Origin of the sequence: Pseudomonas sp. 2FE (assembly GCF_005503735.1) — a bacterium.
Lineage (GTDB): Bacteria > Pseudomonadota > Gammaproteobacteria > Pseudomonadales > Pseudomonadaceae > Aquipseudomonas.
Genome location: NZ_SCMO01000007.1, coordinates 81,752 through 99,261, shown reverse-complemented (window position 1 = coordinate 99,261; position 17,510 = coordinate 81,752). Strand labels below are relative to the sequence as shown.

The window sequence follows — 17,510 nt, the reverse complement described above, 5'->3', positions numbered from 1 at the left end:
ACCTCGGGCCTCAGCCCACGCAGCCCTCCAGGCTCACGCCCAGGAGTTTCTGGGCTTCCACCGCGAACTCCATCGGCAGCTCCTTGAACACCTCGCGGCAGAAGCCGTTAACTATCATCGGCACCGCGTCTTCCGCGCGGATGCCGCGCTGCCGGCAGTAGAACAGCTGCTCATCGCTGATCTTCGAGGTGGAGGCTTCGTGCTCGACCTGGGCGCTCGGGTTCTTCACCTCGACATAGGGGAAGGTGTGCGCGCCACACTGGCTGCCCAGCAGCAGGGAGTCGCACTGCGTATGGTTGCGGGCGCCGGTCGCCGCCTTGAGTATCTTGACCAGGCCGCGGTAGGTGTTCTGCCCATGGCCGGCGGAGATCCCCTTCGAGAGGATGGTGCTGCGCGTGTGGCGGCCGATGTGGATCATCTTGGTGCCGGTGTCCGCCTGCTGGTGGTTGGTCGTCAGGGCGACCGAGTAGAACTCGCCGACCGAATAGTCGCCCTGGAGAATCACCCCCGGGTACTTCCAGGTGATGGCGGAGCCGGTCTCGACCTGGGTCCAGGAGATCTTCGAGCTTCTGCCTGCGCACTTGCCGCGCTTGGTGACGAAGTTGAAGATGCCGCCGCGCCCTTCGGCGTCGCCCGGGTACCAGTTCTGCACGGTGGCGTACTTGATCTGCGCGTTATCCAGCGCGACCAGCTCGACCACCGCCGCGTGGAGCTGGTTCTTGTCGCGCATCGGCGCGGTGCAGCCCTCGAGATAGCTGACGTAGGCGCCCTCCTCGGCGACTATCAGGGTGCGCTCGAACTGGCCGGTATCCGCGGCGTTGATGCGGAAGTAGGTCGACAGCTCCATCGGGCAGCGCACGCCCTTGGGCACATAGCAGAAGGAGCCGTCGGAAAACACCGCCGAGTTCAGCGTGGCGAAGAAGTTGTCACTGTAGGGGACGACCGAACCGAGGTACTGGCGCACCAGCTCCGGATGGTTCTGCACGGCCTCCGAGAAGGAGCAGAAGATCACGCCGACCTCGGCGAGCTTGTGCTTGAAGGTGGTCGCCACCGAGACCGAGTCGACCACCGCGTCCACCGCGACGCCGGTCAGGCGCTCCTGCTCGGCGAGCGAGATGCCGAGCTTGCCAAACATCGCGCGCAGCTCGGGGTCGACCTCGTCGAGGCTCCCGGGCCCCGGCGTTTTCGGCTTAGGCGCCGAGTAATAGATGATGTCCTGGTAGTCGATGGGCGCGTAGTGGACGTTCTGCCAAGTCGGCTCGCGCATCGTCAGCCAGTGGCGGTACGCCTTCAGACGCCAGTCGAGCAGCCACTGCGGCTCGTTCTTCTTCGCCGAGATCAGGCGGATGATGTCTTCGTTGAGCCCGCGCGGGGCGGCATCGCTCTCCAGGTCGGAGACGAAGCCGTACTTGTACGCGCGACTGCTGAGTTCGCGGATCTTGGCATTGTCAGTGCTCATCGCTTACTCCTCCTGCTTCTGGCAGGACGGTTCGATCGTTTTAACTATACTCCATCCGCATATTTAGCAAGCAGGTTCTTTATAAAGTATGGATAGCCTGTAAATTCAATGGGTTGGGTCGGTCGCGCAGTTACCTTTTGGCGGTTGCGGCGCGAGTTCGTCCGCCGCGCATCAAGCATCCGCCGATTGCCGCAGCAGGATGTCGTCGCCGTCCACCCGAACCTCGAACCGCTCGACTCGATAGGCCGATTCCGTGAGGCATTCGCCGCTGGTCACGTCGAACTCGTAGGCGTGCACGGGGCAGGTCACCACGCAGCCGCAGAGCGTTCCTTCGCCCAGCGGGCCGTCCTCGTGCGGGCAGCTGTTGTGGATGGCGAAGTACTGGCCGTCCACATTAAACAGTGCGACGGGTGTTCCTCTCAGGTTCAGGGTCTTGCCGCTGCCCGGTTGGATGTCGCCGACGCGGGCGACCTTGACGAATTCACTCATGGCGCCCCTCCAGGGTGCGACCGCCGCTCGTAGCAGGACGCCACGCCGCTAAATTCAACAGCTAGACGGTCGTCTCTCGATTGTCAATAATGAACTTTCCAAAGTATGGAAAGGGAACCACCATGCGCATTACCAGCAAGAGTTCCGCGGCTCCGGGTTCCGGTCGGGAGCGTGTCCTCTTCCTGCTCAAGCGGGACGGGCCCCAGGCCACGGCGCGGGTAGCGGAGCAGTTGGGGGTGACGGCCATGGCCGTGCGCCAGCACCTTTCCGTCCTCTACGGCGAGGGGTTGGTCGACTTCACCGACGAGCAGCGCAAGATTGGCCGCCCCGCCCGCATCTGGCGGCTGACGCCCAAGGCCTATACGCGCTTTCCGGATCACCACGCGGGGCTGGCGGTCGACATGCTGCAGGTGGTGCAAAGCACCTTCGGCGAAGAGGGCCTGGAACGCCTGACCGACGGCTGGACACGCAAACAGGTGGCCGCCTATCGCACGCAGATGCCCCGCCAGGACCTGCCGCTCGACCAGCGCGTGGCCGCCCTGGCGAGAATCCGCTGCGCGGAAGGCTTCATGGCCGAGTGCCGCCCGGCCCAGGATGGCACTATCGAACTGGTGGAGAACCACTGCGCGATCGCCCAGGCCGCGCACTTCTGCACCCAGCTTTGCGGCGGCGAGTTGACGTTGTTCCGTGAGCTGCTCGGTGACGGCGTCACGGTCGAGCGCGTCGAGCACTTCCTCGCCGGCGACCGCCGCTGTACTTACCGCATCCTCGCGACCCCGGGCCTGCCCGCGCCGAGCGTCGGCCACTAATCGCCCGCGCCGTGCCGGGAGCGCGCGCCAATCGACGGGCCAACCACCTCCTCTCCCGAGCGGGCTTTCCCCTGCCGCGCAAAAGGGGGCGTAGTGATTTATCTGATCCAAACAAACCTCGAGCAACCCCTTTCCCCATGGGGGCATTCTGGTCATTTTGGGTGCGATCAATTTATCTGGACGGGAGGGACTTGTTCAGACCTTCCCTAGCCGGGTGGTGCGTTCTTCACTCATGAAGCAATCAAATCGTTCTTGAACGCTTGATACCAAGCGAACATTTCACGCTGAACCGGCCCAACCCGGCCGTCTCCAACCGGTTTTCCGTCCAACTCCACCACCGCCAGCACTTCCTTGCTGGAGCTGGCGATCCAGATTTCGTCGGCGGCGTGCAGTTCGGCCTCGCTGATCGGGCGCACCGCAACAGGCGCGCCGTGGCGCTGGGCGAGCTCCAGCAGCACGTCGTAGGTGATGCCGGGCAGCATCATGTGCGACAGCGGCGGCACGGCGATCACGCCGTGTTTGACGATGAACACCGTGCTGGTGGAGCCTTCGGTCAGCAGGCCGTCGCGGATCAGGATGGTTTCGGCCGCTCCCACGTCCGCGGCGTGCTGGCGCAGCAGCACGTTGGCCAGCAGGCTGATCGACTTGATGTCGCAGCGCCCCCAGCGGTAGTCGGCCTGGGTGACCGCCTTGATACCCTGTTCGCACGCGGCCTTGGAGGGTTGCGGCAGCGGGCTGACCGTCATCAGCACGGTGGGGGTCGGCGCCGGCACTGGAAACACATGGTCGCGCGGCGCCACGCCACGGGTGACCTGAACATAGAGCGACAGCTGCTGACCCTGGTGCCGCTCCAGCAACTGGCCGATCAGGCGCCTCCATTCGTCGCGCGGGTAGGGGTTGCCGATGCGGATTTCGGCCAACCCGTTTTCCATGCGCTGCAGATGTTGATCCAGGCGGAACGGTTTGCCGGCGTACACCGGAATCAGCTCGTACACGCCATCGCCAAAAATGAAGCCGCGGTCGAACACCGAAATCTTCGCATCTTCCGGCGCCACGAAGGCGCCGTTGAGGAATACCGTCATGTCATCTCCAGGCAGGCCGAACCCATAGGCAAGAATGAGTCGGTCTTTGCCAATAATCGGCCGAAATCGGCCGAGGACTGGGCGCAATTCCGCGCAATTTTGGGGGGCTATGTTGTGCCCAGTCTGATTGGCGCAACCAAGCCCCGGCGAGGGGAAGTCGTGCGCTGCCGGCATTCATAGAATAGCTGCAGCGCCGCGCTGGCAGCAGCTGTCACTTCGACCATGACCCCGCCCAGCGCTCGAGCAACTCGAAGAACCAGCCATGCACGCGGGCGTAACGGGCTTCGTCCGCAGCCGAAGGCATGGGCAGCGGCGACTCGGCAGCGAAGCGGCGGTTGAGCGCACTCACGATCTGCGGCGTCCATTCGGGGTGAAACTGCAGCCCGATCAGCGCCTCGCCGACCGCGTAGCCCTGGTTCGCCCAGTCCGCGCCACGGGCTAGATGCCTGGCCCCGGCCGGCAGGGCAAAGCCCCATTCGTGCCATTGCAGCACCTCTAGGCTAGGCCCAGCATCGCCAATCAGTTCCACCTTGCACCATCCGCCCTCTGGCTGGTCGATGGGGGCAACCCGCGCCCCCAGCCGATCGGCGAGCAGTTGCCCGCCCAGGCAGATGCCGAGCACCGGCTTAGCCTGGCGCAGCACGCCGCCCAGCCAGGCCTTCTCCTGTTCCAGCCAAGGCGGGCAAGCCGCCCCTACCGCATCGAACGGCCCGCCCAGCAGCACATAGGCAGCGTAGCCGCCATGGGTCGGTAACTGCCCCAGGTCGGCGCGAAACACTTCGATGGCAACATCACGCTGCAGGGCCCAATCGGCCAGGGCACCGGGGCCTTCTTCGGCCAGATGTTGAATGCAGGCGATTGTCTTCATGCGGCGTCTCCCCGCATAGCCAGTACCGAACCCAAAGCGTGCATAGCCAACTCCTTAACGTAGGCTGAGACAAGGTGGAGTGGGCGCGTCAGGCCGAGCATCGCCCCTCCTTGCCGAGGCAGAAAACGTCAGCTATTGTCCGCCATAAAACTTGCTTTTTTATCCACGAATATTCAACTTCTATTGAGCAAATGGAAACATTCGACCTGGCCACCCTGCGCCAATTCCTGGCCCTGGCGCGCCACCAAAACCTGGCCGATGCCGCTTGGGAACTGCACCTGAGCCCGAGCGCCCTATCCAAGGGGCTGAAGCGGCTGGAACAAGCCCTGCAGACCACGCTGTTCGACCGCCAGGGGCGCAATCTGCGCTTGAATGCCGACGGCGCGCGCTTGCTCGACCGGGCCGCGGCGCTGATGGCCAGTGCCGACCAGATGCGCAGCGAGTTTCTGGGGACTCGCGGCAGTTTCCACTGCCGGATCGCCGGGCCGGCGCTGTTGCAGTTGAATTGGGGGCGGCGGATAGCCAGCTTGATCGGCGAACGCTTTCCCGGCGCTCAAGTGGCTTTCGGCAACGAGAAGGAAGACGAGGCGCTCAGCGCCTTGGGGCGCGGCGAGGCGGATCTGGCCCTGGTGACCACGGCGGCCCTGGGCGCGCTCGACCCGCGGCATAGCGCACTGAAGATCGGCCTGACCCGCTTTGAGGTGGCCATCGGCGCCGGCCACCCGCTCGCCGTCGCAGCCCCCGCCAGCGGCCCGCGTGCCACGGTGGTCGAGGTCCTGCAATACCCCTTCGTGGTGCCGACCCAGCCGCCGTTTCGCGGGCTGCAGGGAGGGCCGGCCACCGACGGCTGGCGCGACGATCGGCAACCGCGCATCATCCGCTACCGCAGCGATGACCTGCTGCTGGTCGATGGCCTGGTGCGCGCCGGTTTGGCGCTGGCCTACCTGCCGGACTATGCGCTGGCCGAACTGCAGCTGTTGCGGCTCGACCTGACCGACAACCCCTTCTCCTGTACCCAGCAGGTGATGCTGGTTTATCGCCCGAGCAGCGCCAGCGGTTGGCTCAACTATGTGGTCGAGGCGATGAAGTCCGCGGCTCAGACCACCGAATCCGCCCCGGATTAGGCGGGCTGCCTATCAATCGGCATCGGTGATTTGCCACAGCACCGGGCCGTTGAGGCTGGTGATCCATAGCCGATCGTTAGCCTGCCAGCGCGGAGCCCCGCCGAGGAGCGCCGGCGGCTCGGCAAACAGCCTGGCGCCCTCGCGCATCGGCAGGGTCGACAGCTCGATTTGCCAGTTCAGCGCCTCGCCATCGCGCCGCCCGAACGACAGCTCGCAGTCCAGCAGCGCCACCCGCTCTTGCGCCTGCTGCGCGGCCTCGACCAGGGACACCAGGTTCGCGCCAGCCGGCAAGGCTGCCCCCCGGCTGCGCACAAACGCAAAATAAACCCCGCACACCAGCAGATAAGCGATCCGCGGCGCTGCGCCGGACGCGCCCACTTCTTCCAGGCGAAAGCCCTGGCTAGCCCCCAGCGAATCGGGCAGCCGCTGCCAGCGCTCATGGTAGCGGCCGTGCACGCAATCCTCGAGCAGCGTATCTGCCGAGGCAAAACGGATGGCGCCGATGTCCGGCGCCAATGCCGGCGGGCGATAGTCGATTTCACGCTGCCAGCAGCACAGATCGCCATCCACCCGGGTGGTGCCCGCGAACCCGCCCTGGCGGGCCAGCGCCAGCGCTTGCTCGGGCGTGATGCCGTCCAATCCCAAGCCAGCCGGCAAAACCGGCCGGTCCAAGCGGATGCGCAGATCGGCATGCAAGCGCCGCGACTGCAGCCAGAACACCCGGGTGCTGGTATCGCTCTCACCGGTGGCGGTTTGCAGCAAGGTTCGCCGCCATACGCCGATATAACTCTCAGGAACGGCTCTGTCCTTCATGCATGACTCCCAGGCAAACGCAGCAACGGCGTATCAAGCGAATTTCAAGCCCAGGCAGCAGGCAACCAGCCCAAGCACACACAGCGCCTGCATCAGGCTGATGGATTGCCCTGCGCAAAGCGCACCAAAGATAAACACCAGCAAGGTGCCGATTGCCGTCCAGATGGCGTAGGCAATGCCGATCGGGATTTCGCGCATTGCCACCCCCAGCAGCCAGACACTGGCAGCCATGGCCAGCACGGTGTAAAGCGATGGCCCCCACTCGCTGAAACCATTACTACGCTTGAGCCCGATCGCCCAGACCGCCTCCAGCACACCCGCAAACAGCAAAATCACCCAGGCCATGTCACTTCCTTTGCTTAACCGCGATCGACAACCACTATCCCCAAGCCGCCTTCCGGCAACCTGCCCTCGTGGGCATCGATGCTTGCGCTTGATTCAACACTTCACCCGTGTTCGAAGCAGATCTGCACTAGGTCCACGCAAGAATGCCGGCTGGGGCAGACATTTTCTGGAGCCGGGGGAAAGCTGGCCCGCGGAGCAAAGCAACTTATGCTATGGCCCGCCCGCAAAGGGCAGGCCACCCGCAACGGCTTACTCGTAGATGCTGAACGAGAAATACTTCTGCTCAAGACGCTGGTAGGTGCCGTCCTTATGAATGTCGGCGAGCGCCTGGTTGATCAGCTGACGCAACTCGACATCGTCCTTGCGCAGGCCAATGGCGGTACCGTTACCCAGGGTTTCTGGGTCGTTCAGGGTCGGGCCGGCAAACGCGAAGTCACGGCCACGCGGGGTTTTCAGGAAGCCAATGTCGGCTTGCACCGCGTCTTGCAGCGTGGCGTCCACACGACCGGACAGCAAGTCCGCCAAGTTCAAATCCTGGTTCTGGTACGGCACCACCGTCACGCCTTGCGGCTCCCAGTAGGTTTTGGCGTAGGTTTCTTGCGTAGTGCCTTGCTGCACGCCGATGCGCTTGCCCTTGAGCGATTCAGCGCTCGGCAGCAGCGTGGAGCCTTTTTTGGCCACCATGCGCACCGGGGCGTTGAACAGTTTGTCGGAGAAGGCGATCTGCTTTTGGCGCTTCTCAGTTACGCTCATGGAAGAGAGCACGCCGTCGAACTTCTTAGCCTTGAGCGCCGGGATCATGCCGTCGAAGTCATTCTCCACCCACACGCATTCAGCCTTGAGCTTTTCGCAAATGGCGTTGCCCAGGTCGATATCGAAACCGACCAGCTTGCCATCGGCCATTTTCAGTTCGAACGGGGGGGAATCCGGCGAGACGCCGAAACGAATTTCCTTCAACTCCTTGGCCGACACTCCGATGGATACCGCCATCAGCGCCAGCGACATCGCTGCAAATACCTTTTTCATGAGTTAAAGCCTCTTTTTATGGTTGGTTGAGGTTATTGGAGTTGCAAAGGCAGCTTCCTCGCCACCGCAGCGCGGCAATCCCCGCTCAGCAGGGAGGGTTTGGAGCTGCCGCTTCATCCGGCTCGCCAAAGATCGCCAGCACCACCGCATCCGAATCCGCGGAAAAGGTATGCCGCTGTCCGGGCGGGAGGACCAACAGCGCCCCGCTGGCCAGGCGTACTGCACCCTGCTCAAACTCGACGCCCGCCTCACCCTGCAGCACCAAGATGCGCTCGGTCTCTTGGTGAAGTTCGACCGGATAAGGCTGAGGTTTCAGGTTCAGCAGCACCAATGACGAACGGGATAGATGGCCCAGCGAGTGGTCGGTATCAGCCGGCAGCGACCGGGCAAGCGTGATTAAATCGGCAACAGGGAACATAGGCGGCTCCTCGAGTGGGATGACGTGCGCCGCTTGCCGCAGCAAGTGGACAGCGCGATGTTCAGCGAATTGCCGCGCGCGATCATCAACGAAGAGTCAATCACTGTTGCCTGACGGGACATGGTGAGGCTCGCCCAACTGGCTTTGTCTGCGCAGCGCGGCTTCTCCTGCCGAGTTCGCGGCCCATGAGGTTATGCCGGGTTATTCGAGAGCGAGGCCAATCCTGCAATTACCTCAGGAACCGCTGGCACAGCTAGTGTGCTGTCGCAGCAATAACGATCAGTTCCGTAGGCTGGTTAGGCGCGTGCGCGGTGGTCCGCTCAAGCAGCCGGATCTGGCGCGGCGTAACCCAGCATTGGCAGCGCGAGTACCGACGCCGTGCTGGGTTACGCGGCGTTCGGAAAATGTATCGCCTGTACCTTGCTGGCATACGCCGCTAACCCAGCCTACGAGGTTGCTGCGCTTGCCTGCCAACCACTGCCTTGGTTCACGCTAATCCGTGCAGAACCTTTATCTAGAGACGGCACACTAGGAGGTTATTTCAGCCTACCGCTGAGGAACTGCTGTAGACGTTCGCTCTTCGGCTGGTTCAGCACCTCGGACGGGTGGCCCTGCTCCTCGATCTTGCCTTGATGCAGGAACACCACATGGTTGGACACGTGGCGGGCAAACCCCATCTCGTGCGTCACCACCACCATGGTGCGACCTTCTTCAGCTAGCGCTTGCATCACCTTCAGCACTTCGCCCACCAACTCCGGGTCCAGCGCCGAGGTCGGTTCATCGAACAGCATCACCTCCGGCTCCATCGCCAGCGCGCGGGCAATCGCCACGCGCTGCTGCTGGCCGCCGGACAAGTGCACCGGATACTGGTCTTCTACCGCCGACGCCAGGCCCACTTTGGCCAGGTACTTACGGGCGCGCTCAAGCGCTTCTGCGCGGCTAATGCCCAGCACATTGATCGGCGCCTCGATGATGTTTTCCAACACCGTCATGTGGCCCCACAGGTTGAAATGCTGGAACACCATGGCCAGCTTGCTGCGCATGGCTTGCAGCTGCTTCTGGTTGGCCGCCTTGAGCGCGCCGTGCTTGTCGCGCTTGGTCTGGATCGCTTCGCCGGTCACCGTGATAGACCCGGCGCACGGCTGCTCGAGGAAGTTGATGCAGCGCAGAAAGGTGCTTTTGCCGGAACCGGAAGAGCCGATGATGCTGATCACATCACCCGCCTTGGCCTTGAGCGACACGCCCTTGAGCACTTCGTGATCGCCATATTTTTTGTACAGGTCGTCAACCGTCAATTTATACATTGTGATTTCTCCAGTGCAGCCAGGCGGATTAGCAGGCCGTTGAAAAACTACCTACGTTGCCGATACGGCGTTAAAAACGGCCTCAAAATGCTCATTTACAACACGTAAACTGCGCTTTTTCGGCCGTTTTCGCCTTGTCTCGGCTGCCTCGCCTACATTTTTCAACGGCCTGTTAGTGGCCTTGGGGTTTCATAAAGGCCAGCCAATGGATCTCGAAGCGGCGGAACAACCAAACCAGCACAAAAGCAATGCACGCGTACAGCAGGGCAGCGATGCCGAATGCTTCGAACGAGGCATAAGTCGCCGAATTTACGTCGCGCGCCACTTTCAGAATGTCCGGTACGGTGGCGGTAAACGCGATCGTGGTGGCGTGCAGCATCAGAATCGCTTCGTTGCTGTAGAACGGCAGCGCGCGGCGCAGCGCGGATGGCACTATGATGCGGCGGTACAGCATGAAGCGGGACATGCCGTAGGCGCGTGCCGCCTCCACCTCGCCGTAGGAAATCGACTTGATCGCCCCGGCGAAGATCTCGGTGGTGTAGGCACAGGTGTTCAACGCAAACGCCAGCACGGTGCAGTTGAAGCCTTCGCGGAAAAACGCGTCCAGCATTTGATTCCCGCGCACCACTTCCAGGCTATACACGCCGCTGTAAAACAGCAGCAATTGGATATACAGCGGCGTGCCGCGGAATACGTAGGTGTAAAACCATACCGGGCCGCGAATGAGCGGGTTCTTGGAAACCCGCGCAATCGCCAAAGGCACCGCCAGCAAAAAGCCGAAGGCGATCGAAAGAATCAGCAGCCATAGCGTCATCGCCACGCCGGATAAACGATAGCCGTCGCTCCACAAATAGGCCTGCCAATAGTCCTGAATGATCTCGATCATAGTTCAGCCCTTCTGACGCCCACCGAATAGCGGTGCTCAAGCCAAGTCAATACGATGCTGGAAATCGTGGTGATCGCCAGGTAAATAAAGGCGCCGACGAGGGTGAAATAAAACAGCTGCATGCTGCTTTTACCGGCGTCCTGGGTGGCTTTGACGATATCGGACAGGCCGATAATCGACACCAGCGCGGTCGCTTTGATCAGCACTTGCCAGTTATTGCCGATGCCGGGCAAGGCAAAACGCATCATTTGCGGAAACAATACGCGCTTGAATACCCGCCAAGGGGACATGCCATAAGCCACCGCCGCCTCGATCAGGCCGCGCGGCACCGATTGAAACGCGCCGCGGAAGGTTTCGGTGAAATAAGCTCCGTAGATAAAGCTCAAGGTCACCACCCCGGCCAGGAACGGGTTGATGACGATCTGCTCGACTTCCAGCCATTCGGTGATGTGGTTGAGGAAAATTTGGATGTTGTAGAACAGCAGCAACATGATCACTAAGTCGGGGATGCTGCGAATCAGCGTGGTGTAGCCGGTGGCGAGTCCACGCAGCAGACGGTTGCTGGATAGTTTCAAACTGGCCCCCAGCAGCCCGATCAGCAGCGACAGCAGCAGCGACAGCACAGCCAGCTCGATCGTCGCCCAAGTACCGCTCAGAATCAGCGGGCCGTAACCTTCCAAGAACATCGTTCTCTCCTTATTAAGCGCTTTGAGGATCTGCTCAAGTCAGTCTTTGCCAGCAGCGGTTACACAGCGTTCGATCGGATAAGGCAGAGGTTTCAGGTTCAGCAGAGCCAGCGCCGAACGGGATAGATGGCCCTGCGGATGCTCGCTATCAGCCGACAGCGATCGGGCCAGCGTGGTTGAATCTGCGCCAGGGAACATAGGCGGCTCCTTGAGAGGGATGACGTGCGCCGCTTGCCGCAGCAAGTGGACAGCACGATGTTCAGCGAATGGCTGCGCGCGATCATCAACGAAGAGTCAATCATTGTTGCCTGACGGGACATGGTGAATCTTGCCCAGCTGGCTTTGTCTGCGCAGCGCGGCTTCTCATGCGGCTTCTCATGCTAAGTTCGCTGGCCATGACGTTATTGCTCGTTATTCGAGAGCAAGGCCAATCCCGCACTGAATCGGGGACCACGGTTAATTCGCCCCTTATCGCTCTGGCTCACCACCTGAGTCAGTGCTGGGGTTCGACGCTTATCGGGTAGTCGTAAGGCCCCAGCGCCGGTGGCCTACACTGCGCAGGTGTGTCCACGCCGAGGAGATGCCATGCCCCCCTCTATCCAGCTCTGGATTGCGACCCGCAAAGGCCTGTGGCGACTGTCCAGCACCGCGCAGCGGCGGCATTGGGACTTGTCCGGGCCGCATTTCCTCGGTCACATCATCCATCACGCGCTCAGCGACCCGCGCGAGCGCAACCTGGTGCTGGCCGCGGCCCGCACCGGCCACCTCGGGCCGACCGTGTTCCGCTCGACCGACGGCGGCGCCAACTGGCAGGAGGCGCAGACGCCGCCAGCCTTCCCCACCGAGCCGAACGGCCGGGTGCTCGACCATGTGTTCTGGCTCACCCCCGGCCACCCCTCGGAGCCCGACGTCTGGTACGCCGGTAGTACCCCGCAGGGCCTGTTCCGCAGCACCGACGGCGGGCGTAACTGGGCGGGGGTGGATGGCTTCAACCAGCACCCGAGCTACCGCGCCTGGGCCGGCGATCCGAACGAGGGGCCGCCGGGCGGCGCCAAGCTGCACTCCATCCTGATCGACCCGCGCGACGCCGGGCATCTCTACGTCAGCCTGTCCGCCGGCGGCACCTTCGAGTCCAGCGACCGCGGCGAATCCTGGCGCCCGCTCAACCGTGGCGTGCGCGCCGACTTCCTGCCCGCGCCGCCGCCCGGCGGCTACCACGAATACGGCCACGATCCGCACTGCGTGCGGCTGCACCCCACCGCCCCGGATCGGCTGTACCAGCAGAACCACTGCGGGGTGTTCCGCCTCGACCGGCCGGACGAGACCTGGCGCGACATAGGCGCCAACCTGCCGACGCCGGACGGGCTGCGCTACGACATCGGCTTCCCGGTCGGCCTGCACCCGCGCGACCCGGACACCCTATGGCTGTTCCCCATGGACGGCAGCGAGGTCTGGCCGCGGGTGTCGCCGCAGGGGCGGCCGGCGCTCTATCGCTCGCGCGACGGCGGCGCATCCTGGGCGCGGCTGGACCAGGGCCTGCCCGCCGAGCAGGCCTGGTTCACCGTCAAGCGCCAGGCCCTCAGCGTGGATGGCTGCGACTCGGCCGGCGTCTACTTCGGCACCAGCAGCGGTGAGGTCTGGGGCAGCGCGGACGAGGGCGAGTCCTGGACCTGCCTGGTGCGCCACCTGCCGGAAATTTATGCGCTGGAGGCCTGCTGATGCAGGTGCACCTACCCACCCACGTGCAGAGCTATACCGGCGGGGTCGCCGAGCTGAGCCTGGCGGACCCGCCGACCCTGGCCGCGCTGTTCGTCGAACTGGACGCGCGCTACCCCGGCCTGCGCTTTCGCGTCGTCGATGAACAGGGCGCGCTGCGCCCGCACTTCAAGCTGTTCGTCAACGGCGAGATCGAGCGGGCGCTGAGCGCGCCGCTGCCAGCCGGGGCGGAGGTGGTCCTGGTCGCCGCGCTATCGGGCGGGTGACGCCTCGGAGTCGACAGCATCCGAATGCTCGGGGACAGATAGCTGTTGGCTGCTCCTTTGTTTCCGCCGCAGGGCGTCCCGGCGCTTGAGTGGGGCCTCCCCCCGCCGCATCGGTAAACCACTGAGCCCATGTTATGGTTTGCCGCGACCTTGATTACTGACCGCAGGGAGACAACCAAGATGCTGGTGCGGATGCTGACTTCGACATTGCTGGCACTGGTTTGCAGCGCGTCTTTCGCTCACGAATACACCGCTGGCGAGTTGCATATTGCTCATCCGTGGTCCCGCGCGCTGCCGCCGAATGCGCCGACGGGGGCCGCGTATTTCGTCATCCATAACAATGCCCAGACGCAAGATCGCTTGCTTGGCGCAGCCACACCGCGGGCGGCCAAGGCCGAGCTGCACACCATTGTTCAGTTGGGTGAAGTGATGAAGATGCAGCACCTGGACTCGGTCGGCATCCCCGCCGGCGGCGCGGTTAAATTCGCTCCGGGCGGCACTCACTTGATGTTGTTCGGCCTGAAGCAACCGCTGGTAGCCGGTGAGCGTTTCCCGCTGACATTGCAGTTCGAGAAGGCCGGCAAGGTTGAGGTCGAAGTGGCTATCGAAGCGCAAGCAGCAGACGAACACGCCAATCACTAAGCCCCGCCCGTTTACCTATCGCGGTATCTGAAGGCTGGCTAGAGGCTTCAGCCGAAGCCCCGCGTCAACTCAGCATTGTGGGTGCGCTGGGTTTCACGTTGTTCTACCCAGCCTAGGGTCTAGAGCGTCCTCAGTCCCTATCCAGCAGATGGAAGCGTGGCAGGGCCAAGTGCCAGTGAATCGCCGCCAGTCGTGTCAGCAGCACCACCAACATGGCGATACCCGTCGCGACCCAATGCGGCGCGGCCAACTGGAGCAACCCGATAAACACCAGCGAGCCGGCGATACAGGCGGTGGCGTAGACTTCTTTCTTGAAAATCAGTGGGATCTCGTTGCAGATCACATCGCGCATCACCCCACCGGCGACGCCCGTCATCACGCCCATGATCACCGCCGTGCTCATCGGCACGTCATGCCGTAGCGCCACCTCGGTGCCATACACGGTGAACACCGCGAGACCGAAGGCATCCGCGATCAACAGGCCTTTCTCGTGAATGGGTTGGGTCAGGCGTACCCAGATCACCGTACCGACCGCGGCCAGCGAGGCCACCAGGATATAAGTGTCATCGCGAATCCAGCTGACCGGGTGATTGTCCAGAATCACATCGCGCAAGGTGCCGCCACCCAGCGCGGTGACGATGGCGATCACCAATACCCCGAACAAATCCATGGACTTGCGTCCGGCCATCAAGGCACCGGTAACGGCAAACACCGCGACCCCGAACAGGTCGCTCAGGAAGAACAGAAGTTCCATGGAATCCTCAGGATGCAACGGGGCTGCGCATGGTCACGAACTCTTCGGCGGCCGTTGGGTGAACCCCGAGGGTCTCGTCGAACACCTGCTTGGTGGCTCCGGCCTTGAGCGCAACGGCCAGGCCCTGAACGATCTCCCCCGCTTCCGGACCGACCATGTGGCAGCCCAATACGCGATCGGTCTTGGCATCCACCACCAGCTTCATCAAGGTGCGCTCCTGGCACTCGGTGAGGGTCAGTTTCAGCGGCCGGAAACGGCTCTCGAACACCTTGACTTCATGCCCGGCCGCACGCGCCTGCTCTTCACTCAGACCTACGGTGCCGATATTCGGCAAGCTGAACACCGCCGTCGGAATGTGCGCGTAATCCACAGGGCGGTACTCTTCCGGCTTGAACAAGCGACGCGCCACGGCCATGCCCTCGGCCAACGCCACCGGCGTCAACTGGACGCGCCCGATCACATCGCCGAGGGCGAAAATCGAGGGTTCGGTGGTCTGAAACTGTTCATCGACATGGATAAAGCCACGCTCATCCAGTTCGACGCCGGTGTTCTCCAGGCCCAGATTATCCAGCATGGGGCGGCGGCCGGTGGCGTAGAACACGCAGTCGGTGTGCAGCACCCGGCCATCCTTCAAGGTGGCCTGCAGGCTGCCATCCGCTTGCTTGTCGATCCGCGTGATCTCGGCGTTGAACTGCAGATCCAAGCCGCGCTTGCTCAGCTCGTCTTTCAGATGGTTGCGCACCGCTCCATCGAAACCACGGAGGAACAATTCGCCACGGTATAACAGCGAGGTCTTAGCCCCCAGGCCATGGAAAATCGAGGCGAACTCGACGGCGATATAGCCACCCCCCACCACCAGTACCCGCTTGGGCAGCGCTTTGAGGAAGAACGCCTGGTTGGAGTTGATGGCATGCTCATGACCAGGGATCTCGGGGATCTGTGGCCAGCCACCAGTGGCGATGAGGATATGTTTGGCACTAAAGCGCTGACCGTCGACCTCCACATGCTGCGCATCCAGCAGGCGCGCATGGCTTTCCAGCAAGGTGACACCGCTGTTCACCAGCAAGTTGCGGTAGATGCCATTCAAGCGCTGGATTTCGCGATTCTTGTTGCCGATCAGCGTGGCCCAGTCAAAGCCCGCCTCCCCCAGAGACCAGCCAAAACCCGCCGCTTGCTCGAAGTCGTCGGCGAAATGCGCACCGTAGACCAGTAACTTCTTCGGCACGCAGCCCACATTCACGCAGGTGCCGCCCAGATAACGGCTTTCGGCCACCGCCACGCGCGCGCCGAAGCCCGCCGCGAAGCGTGCCGCGCGTACGCCACCGGAACCGGCGCCAATCACGAAAAGGTCGAAGTCGTACGTCATCGGGAGTCTCCTAATCAGGCCGCCAGCATACCCCAATCGCCCACCAGCGCAGCGCTTGGGCCTAGACTGAGAACAATACGTCAGGAGGAAAAAGCATGCGCCGCACGCTGACCCATCTCGCCCTGCATGTCCCCGACCTTGAGGCCTGCGTGCAGTTCTACAGAGAGTTCTGCGGGATGCGGGTGATCCATGAGCGCGCCGGCAAAGGCTCACGGATTGTTTGGCTGGCTGAGCCCGGCAAGGAACATGAGTTTATTTTCGTGATCATGCCCGGCGGCCAGGCACGGCAGCTGGCCGAAGACGATTACAGCCATTTTGGTTTTGCCGTGGACAGCCGCGAGCAGGTCGAGGCGATCGCCGCGCAAGCCCAGGCTGCGGGCTGCTTGATCTGGGCGCCGCGCGAGGAACCCTACCCGGTCGGCTACTACTGCGGCCTGCGCGACCCGGCCGGCAACTATGTCGAGTTCAGCTATGGCCAACCACTCGGGCCAGGTTCCGAGGCGATGCCGATTCCTTGATACAGGTGTCTTTCCGCACAACAAAAAAGCCACCCGAAGGTGGCTCTTTCAGTTCAGCAAGAGGCTCGATCAGTAAGCCTTGCCGGTTTTGTAGAAGTTCTCGAAGCAGAAATTGGTCGCGTCGATATAGCCTTCGGCGCCGCCGCAGTCGAAACGCTTGCCTTTGAATTTATAGGCCAGCACGCAACCATCTTGGGCCTGTTTCATCAGCGCATCGGTGATCTGGATTTCACCGCCTTTGCCTGGCTCGGTTTCTTCGATCAATTTGAAGATATCCGGGGTCAGGATGTAGCGCCCGATAATCGCCAGGTTGGACGGAGCATCCTCGGGTTTGGGCTTCTCGACCATGCTGTTCACACGGTAGATGTCGTCACGAATCATCTCGCCGGCGATCACGCCGTACTTGGATACGTCTTCCAGCGGTACTTCCTGAATCGCCACGATCGAGCAGCGGAACTGGTTGTACAGCTTGACCATCTGGGTCAGTACGCCATCGCCGTCTAGGTTGACGCACAAGTCATCCGCCAGCACCACGGCAAAGGGCTCATCGCCGATCAGCGGACGACCGGAGAGAATCGCGTGTCCGAGGCCTTTCATTTCCACCTGACGGGTGTAGGAGAAGCTGCACTCGTCGATCAGACGACGAATACCAACCAGGTACTTCTCTTTATCCGTGCCTTTGATCTGATGCTCGAGTTCGTAGCTGATGTCGAAATGGTCTTCCAGCGCGCGCTTGCCACGGCCGGTCACGATAGAGATTTCCGACAAGCCCGCCTCGAGGGCTTCTTCGACGCCATACTGGATCAGCGGCTTGTTCACCACCGGCAGCATTTCCTTGGGCATGGCCTTTGTCGCTGGCAGGAAGCGAGTACCGTAACCGGCAGCCGGGAACAAGCATTTCTTGATCATGTGAATCCTTGAAGGAGGGGTCGTACTTTT

The 17,510-nt window shown here is 62.5% G+C and carries 20 protein-coding genes; 6 read left to right on the top strand and 14 right to left on the bottom strand.

Features of this window, described 5'->3' with window-relative positions; genetic code table 11:
• Positions 1 to 10: 10 nt before the first annotated feature.
• Both sufB and FFS12_RS13035 read right to left on the bottom strand, forming a co-directional pair.
• Positions 11 to 1,459, bottom strand: a complete 1,449-nt coding sequence (gene sufB, locus FFS12_RS13040) for a Fe-S cluster assembly protein SufB (RefSeq protein ID WP_137887211.1) — start codon at positions 1,457 to 1,459, stop codon at positions 11 to 13.
• 171 nt (positions 1,460 to 1,630) lie between these two features.
• Positions 1,631 to 1,948, bottom strand: a complete 318-nt coding sequence (locus FFS12_RS13035; protein WP_137819813.1) for a Rieske 2Fe-2S domain-containing protein — start codon at positions 1,946 to 1,948, stop codon at positions 1,631 to 1,633.
• 89 nt (positions 1,949 to 2,037) lie between these two features.
• On the opposite strand from FFS12_RS13035, the gene FFS12_RS13030 reads away from it, so the two are divergent.
• Positions 2,038 to 2,757 (top strand): metalloregulator ArsR/SmtB family transcription factor, encoded by a 720-nt coding sequence (locus FFS12_RS13030; RefSeq protein ID WP_137887210.1) that lies wholly within the window; start codon positions 2,038 to 2,040, stop codon positions 2,755 to 2,757.
• Positions 2,758 to 2,987: 230 nt separating this feature from the next.
• Here the strand turns inward: FFS12_RS13030 and FFS12_RS13025 are convergent, their stop codons facing one another.
• On the bottom strand, positions 2,988 to 3,839 hold the full coding sequence (locus FFS12_RS13025) for a D-amino acid aminotransferase (protein ID WP_137887209.1): 852 nt from the start codon (positions 3,837 to 3,839) through the stop codon (positions 2,988 to 2,990).
• 211 nt (positions 3,840 to 4,050) lie between these two features.
• Complete coding sequence (locus tag FFS12_RS13020; RefSeq protein WP_137887208.1) at positions 4,051 to 4,707, bottom strand: type 1 glutamine amidotransferase; 657 nt, start codon at positions 4,705 to 4,707, stop codon at positions 4,051 to 4,053.
• A 191-nt stretch (positions 4,708 to 4,898) separates the two neighbouring features.
• On the opposite strand from FFS12_RS13020, the gene FFS12_RS13015 reads away from it, so the two are divergent.
• Positions 4,899 to 5,831 (top strand): LysR family transcriptional regulator, encoded by a 933-nt coding sequence (locus tag FFS12_RS13015; RefSeq protein WP_137887207.1) that lies wholly within the window; start codon positions 4,899 to 4,901, stop codon positions 5,829 to 5,831.
• A 12-nt stretch (positions 5,832 to 5,843) separates the two neighbouring features.
• On the opposite strand, the gene FFS12_RS13010 is transcribed toward FFS12_RS13015, so the two are convergent.
• The 7 genes from FFS12_RS13010 to FFS12_RS12975 all read right to left on the bottom strand — a co-directional run bounded on the left by FFS12_RS13010 (position 5,844) and on the right by FFS12_RS12975 (position 11,309).
• Positions 5,844 to 6,644, bottom strand: coding sequence for a hypothetical protein (locus FFS12_RS13010; RefSeq protein ID WP_137887206.1), 801 nt, complete (start codon positions 6,642 to 6,644; stop codon positions 5,844 to 5,846).
• Between the two features lie 33 nt (positions 6,645 to 6,677).
• A complete protein-coding gene (locus FFS12_RS13005; protein WP_137887205.1) occupies positions 6,678 to 6,989 on the bottom strand; it encodes a multidrug efflux SMR transporter in 312 nt (103 codons plus the stop codon).
• Positions 6,990 to 7,238: 249 nt separating this feature from the next.
• A complete protein-coding gene (locus FFS12_RS13000) occupies positions 7,239 to 8,015 on the bottom strand; it encodes an ABC transporter substrate-binding protein (protein ID WP_137887204.1) in 777 nt (258 codons plus the stop codon).
• Between the two features lie 85 nt (positions 8,016 to 8,100).
• A complete protein-coding gene (locus FFS12_RS12995; protein ID WP_137887203.1) occupies positions 8,101 to 8,433 on the bottom strand; it encodes a cupin domain-containing protein in 333 nt (110 codons plus the stop codon).
• Positions 8,434 to 8,969: 536 nt separating this feature from the next.
• Positions 8,970 to 9,737 carry an ABC transporter ATP-binding protein gene (locus FFS12_RS12990; protein WP_137887202.1) on the bottom strand — a complete coding sequence of 256 codons (768 nt, stop codon included), beginning with the start codon at positions 9,735 to 9,737 and terminating at the stop codon, positions 8,970 to 8,972.
• Between the two features lie 172 nt (positions 9,738 to 9,909).
• Positions 9,910 to 10,623 (bottom strand): ABC transporter permease, encoded by a 714-nt coding sequence (locus tag FFS12_RS12980; protein WP_137887201.1) that lies wholly within the window; start codon positions 10,621 to 10,623, stop codon positions 9,910 to 9,912.
• Positions 10,620 to 11,309, bottom strand: a complete 690-nt coding sequence (locus FFS12_RS12975; RefSeq protein ID WP_137887200.1) for an ABC transporter permease — start codon at positions 11,307 to 11,309, stop codon at positions 10,620 to 10,622. The genes FFS12_RS12980 and FFS12_RS12975 overlap by 4 nt, the downstream gene beginning before the upstream one ends.
• Before the next feature lie 585 nt (positions 11,310 to 11,894).
• Between FFS12_RS12975 and FFS12_RS12970 the strand changes: the two genes are divergently transcribed.
• From FFS12_RS12970 to FFS12_RS12960, 3 genes are all read left to right on the top strand, one after another.
• On the top strand, positions 11,895 to 13,028 hold the full coding sequence (locus FFS12_RS12970) for a glycosyl hydrolase (protein WP_137887199.1): 1,134 nt from the start codon (positions 11,895 to 11,897) through the stop codon (positions 13,026 to 13,028).
• On the top strand, positions 13,028 to 13,291 hold the full coding sequence (locus FFS12_RS12965; RefSeq protein ID WP_137887198.1) for a MoaD/ThiS family protein: 264 nt from the start codon (positions 13,028 to 13,030) through the stop codon (positions 13,289 to 13,291). Before FFS12_RS12970 ends, FFS12_RS12965 begins: the two co-directional genes overlap by 1 nt.
• Before the next feature lie 180 nt (positions 13,292 to 13,471).
• The gene (locus FFS12_RS12960; RefSeq protein ID WP_137887197.1) at positions 13,472 to 13,933 is read left to right on the top strand and encodes a copper chaperone PCu(A)C; all 462 of its coding nucleotides are present in this window, start codon (positions 13,472 to 13,474) and stop codon (positions 13,931 to 13,933) included.
• A gap of 130 nt (positions 13,934 to 14,063) precedes the next feature.
• Here the strand turns inward: FFS12_RS12960 and FFS12_RS12955 are convergent, their stop codons facing one another.
• Positions 14,064 to 14,687 carry a trimeric intracellular cation channel family protein gene (locus FFS12_RS12955; protein ID WP_137887196.1) on the bottom strand — a complete coding sequence of 208 codons (624 nt, stop codon included), beginning with the start codon at positions 14,685 to 14,687 and terminating at the stop codon, positions 14,064 to 14,066.
• Positions 14,688 to 14,694: 7 nt separating this feature from the next.
• Complete coding sequence (gene gorA / locus FFS12_RS12950) at positions 14,695 to 16,053, bottom strand: glutathione-disulfide reductase (RefSeq protein WP_137887195.1); 1,359 nt, start codon at positions 16,051 to 16,053, stop codon at positions 14,695 to 14,697.
• A 95-nt stretch (positions 16,054 to 16,148) separates the two neighbouring features.
• Here gorA and FFS12_RS12945 point away from each other — a divergent pair, with 95 nt between their 5' ends.
• Positions 16,149 to 16,571 carry a VOC family protein gene (locus tag FFS12_RS12945; RefSeq protein ID WP_137819805.1) on the top strand — a complete coding sequence of 141 codons (423 nt, stop codon included), beginning with the start codon at positions 16,149 to 16,151 and terminating at the stop codon, positions 16,569 to 16,571.
• 69 nt (positions 16,572 to 16,640) lie between these two features.
• On the opposite strand, the gene galU is transcribed toward FFS12_RS12945, so the two are convergent.
• A complete protein-coding gene (galU, locus tag FFS12_RS12940; protein WP_137887194.1) occupies positions 16,641 to 17,480 on the bottom strand; it encodes a UTP--glucose-1-phosphate uridylyltransferase GalU in 840 nt (279 codons plus the stop codon).
• Positions 17,481 to 17,510 lie beyond the last annotated feature (30 nt).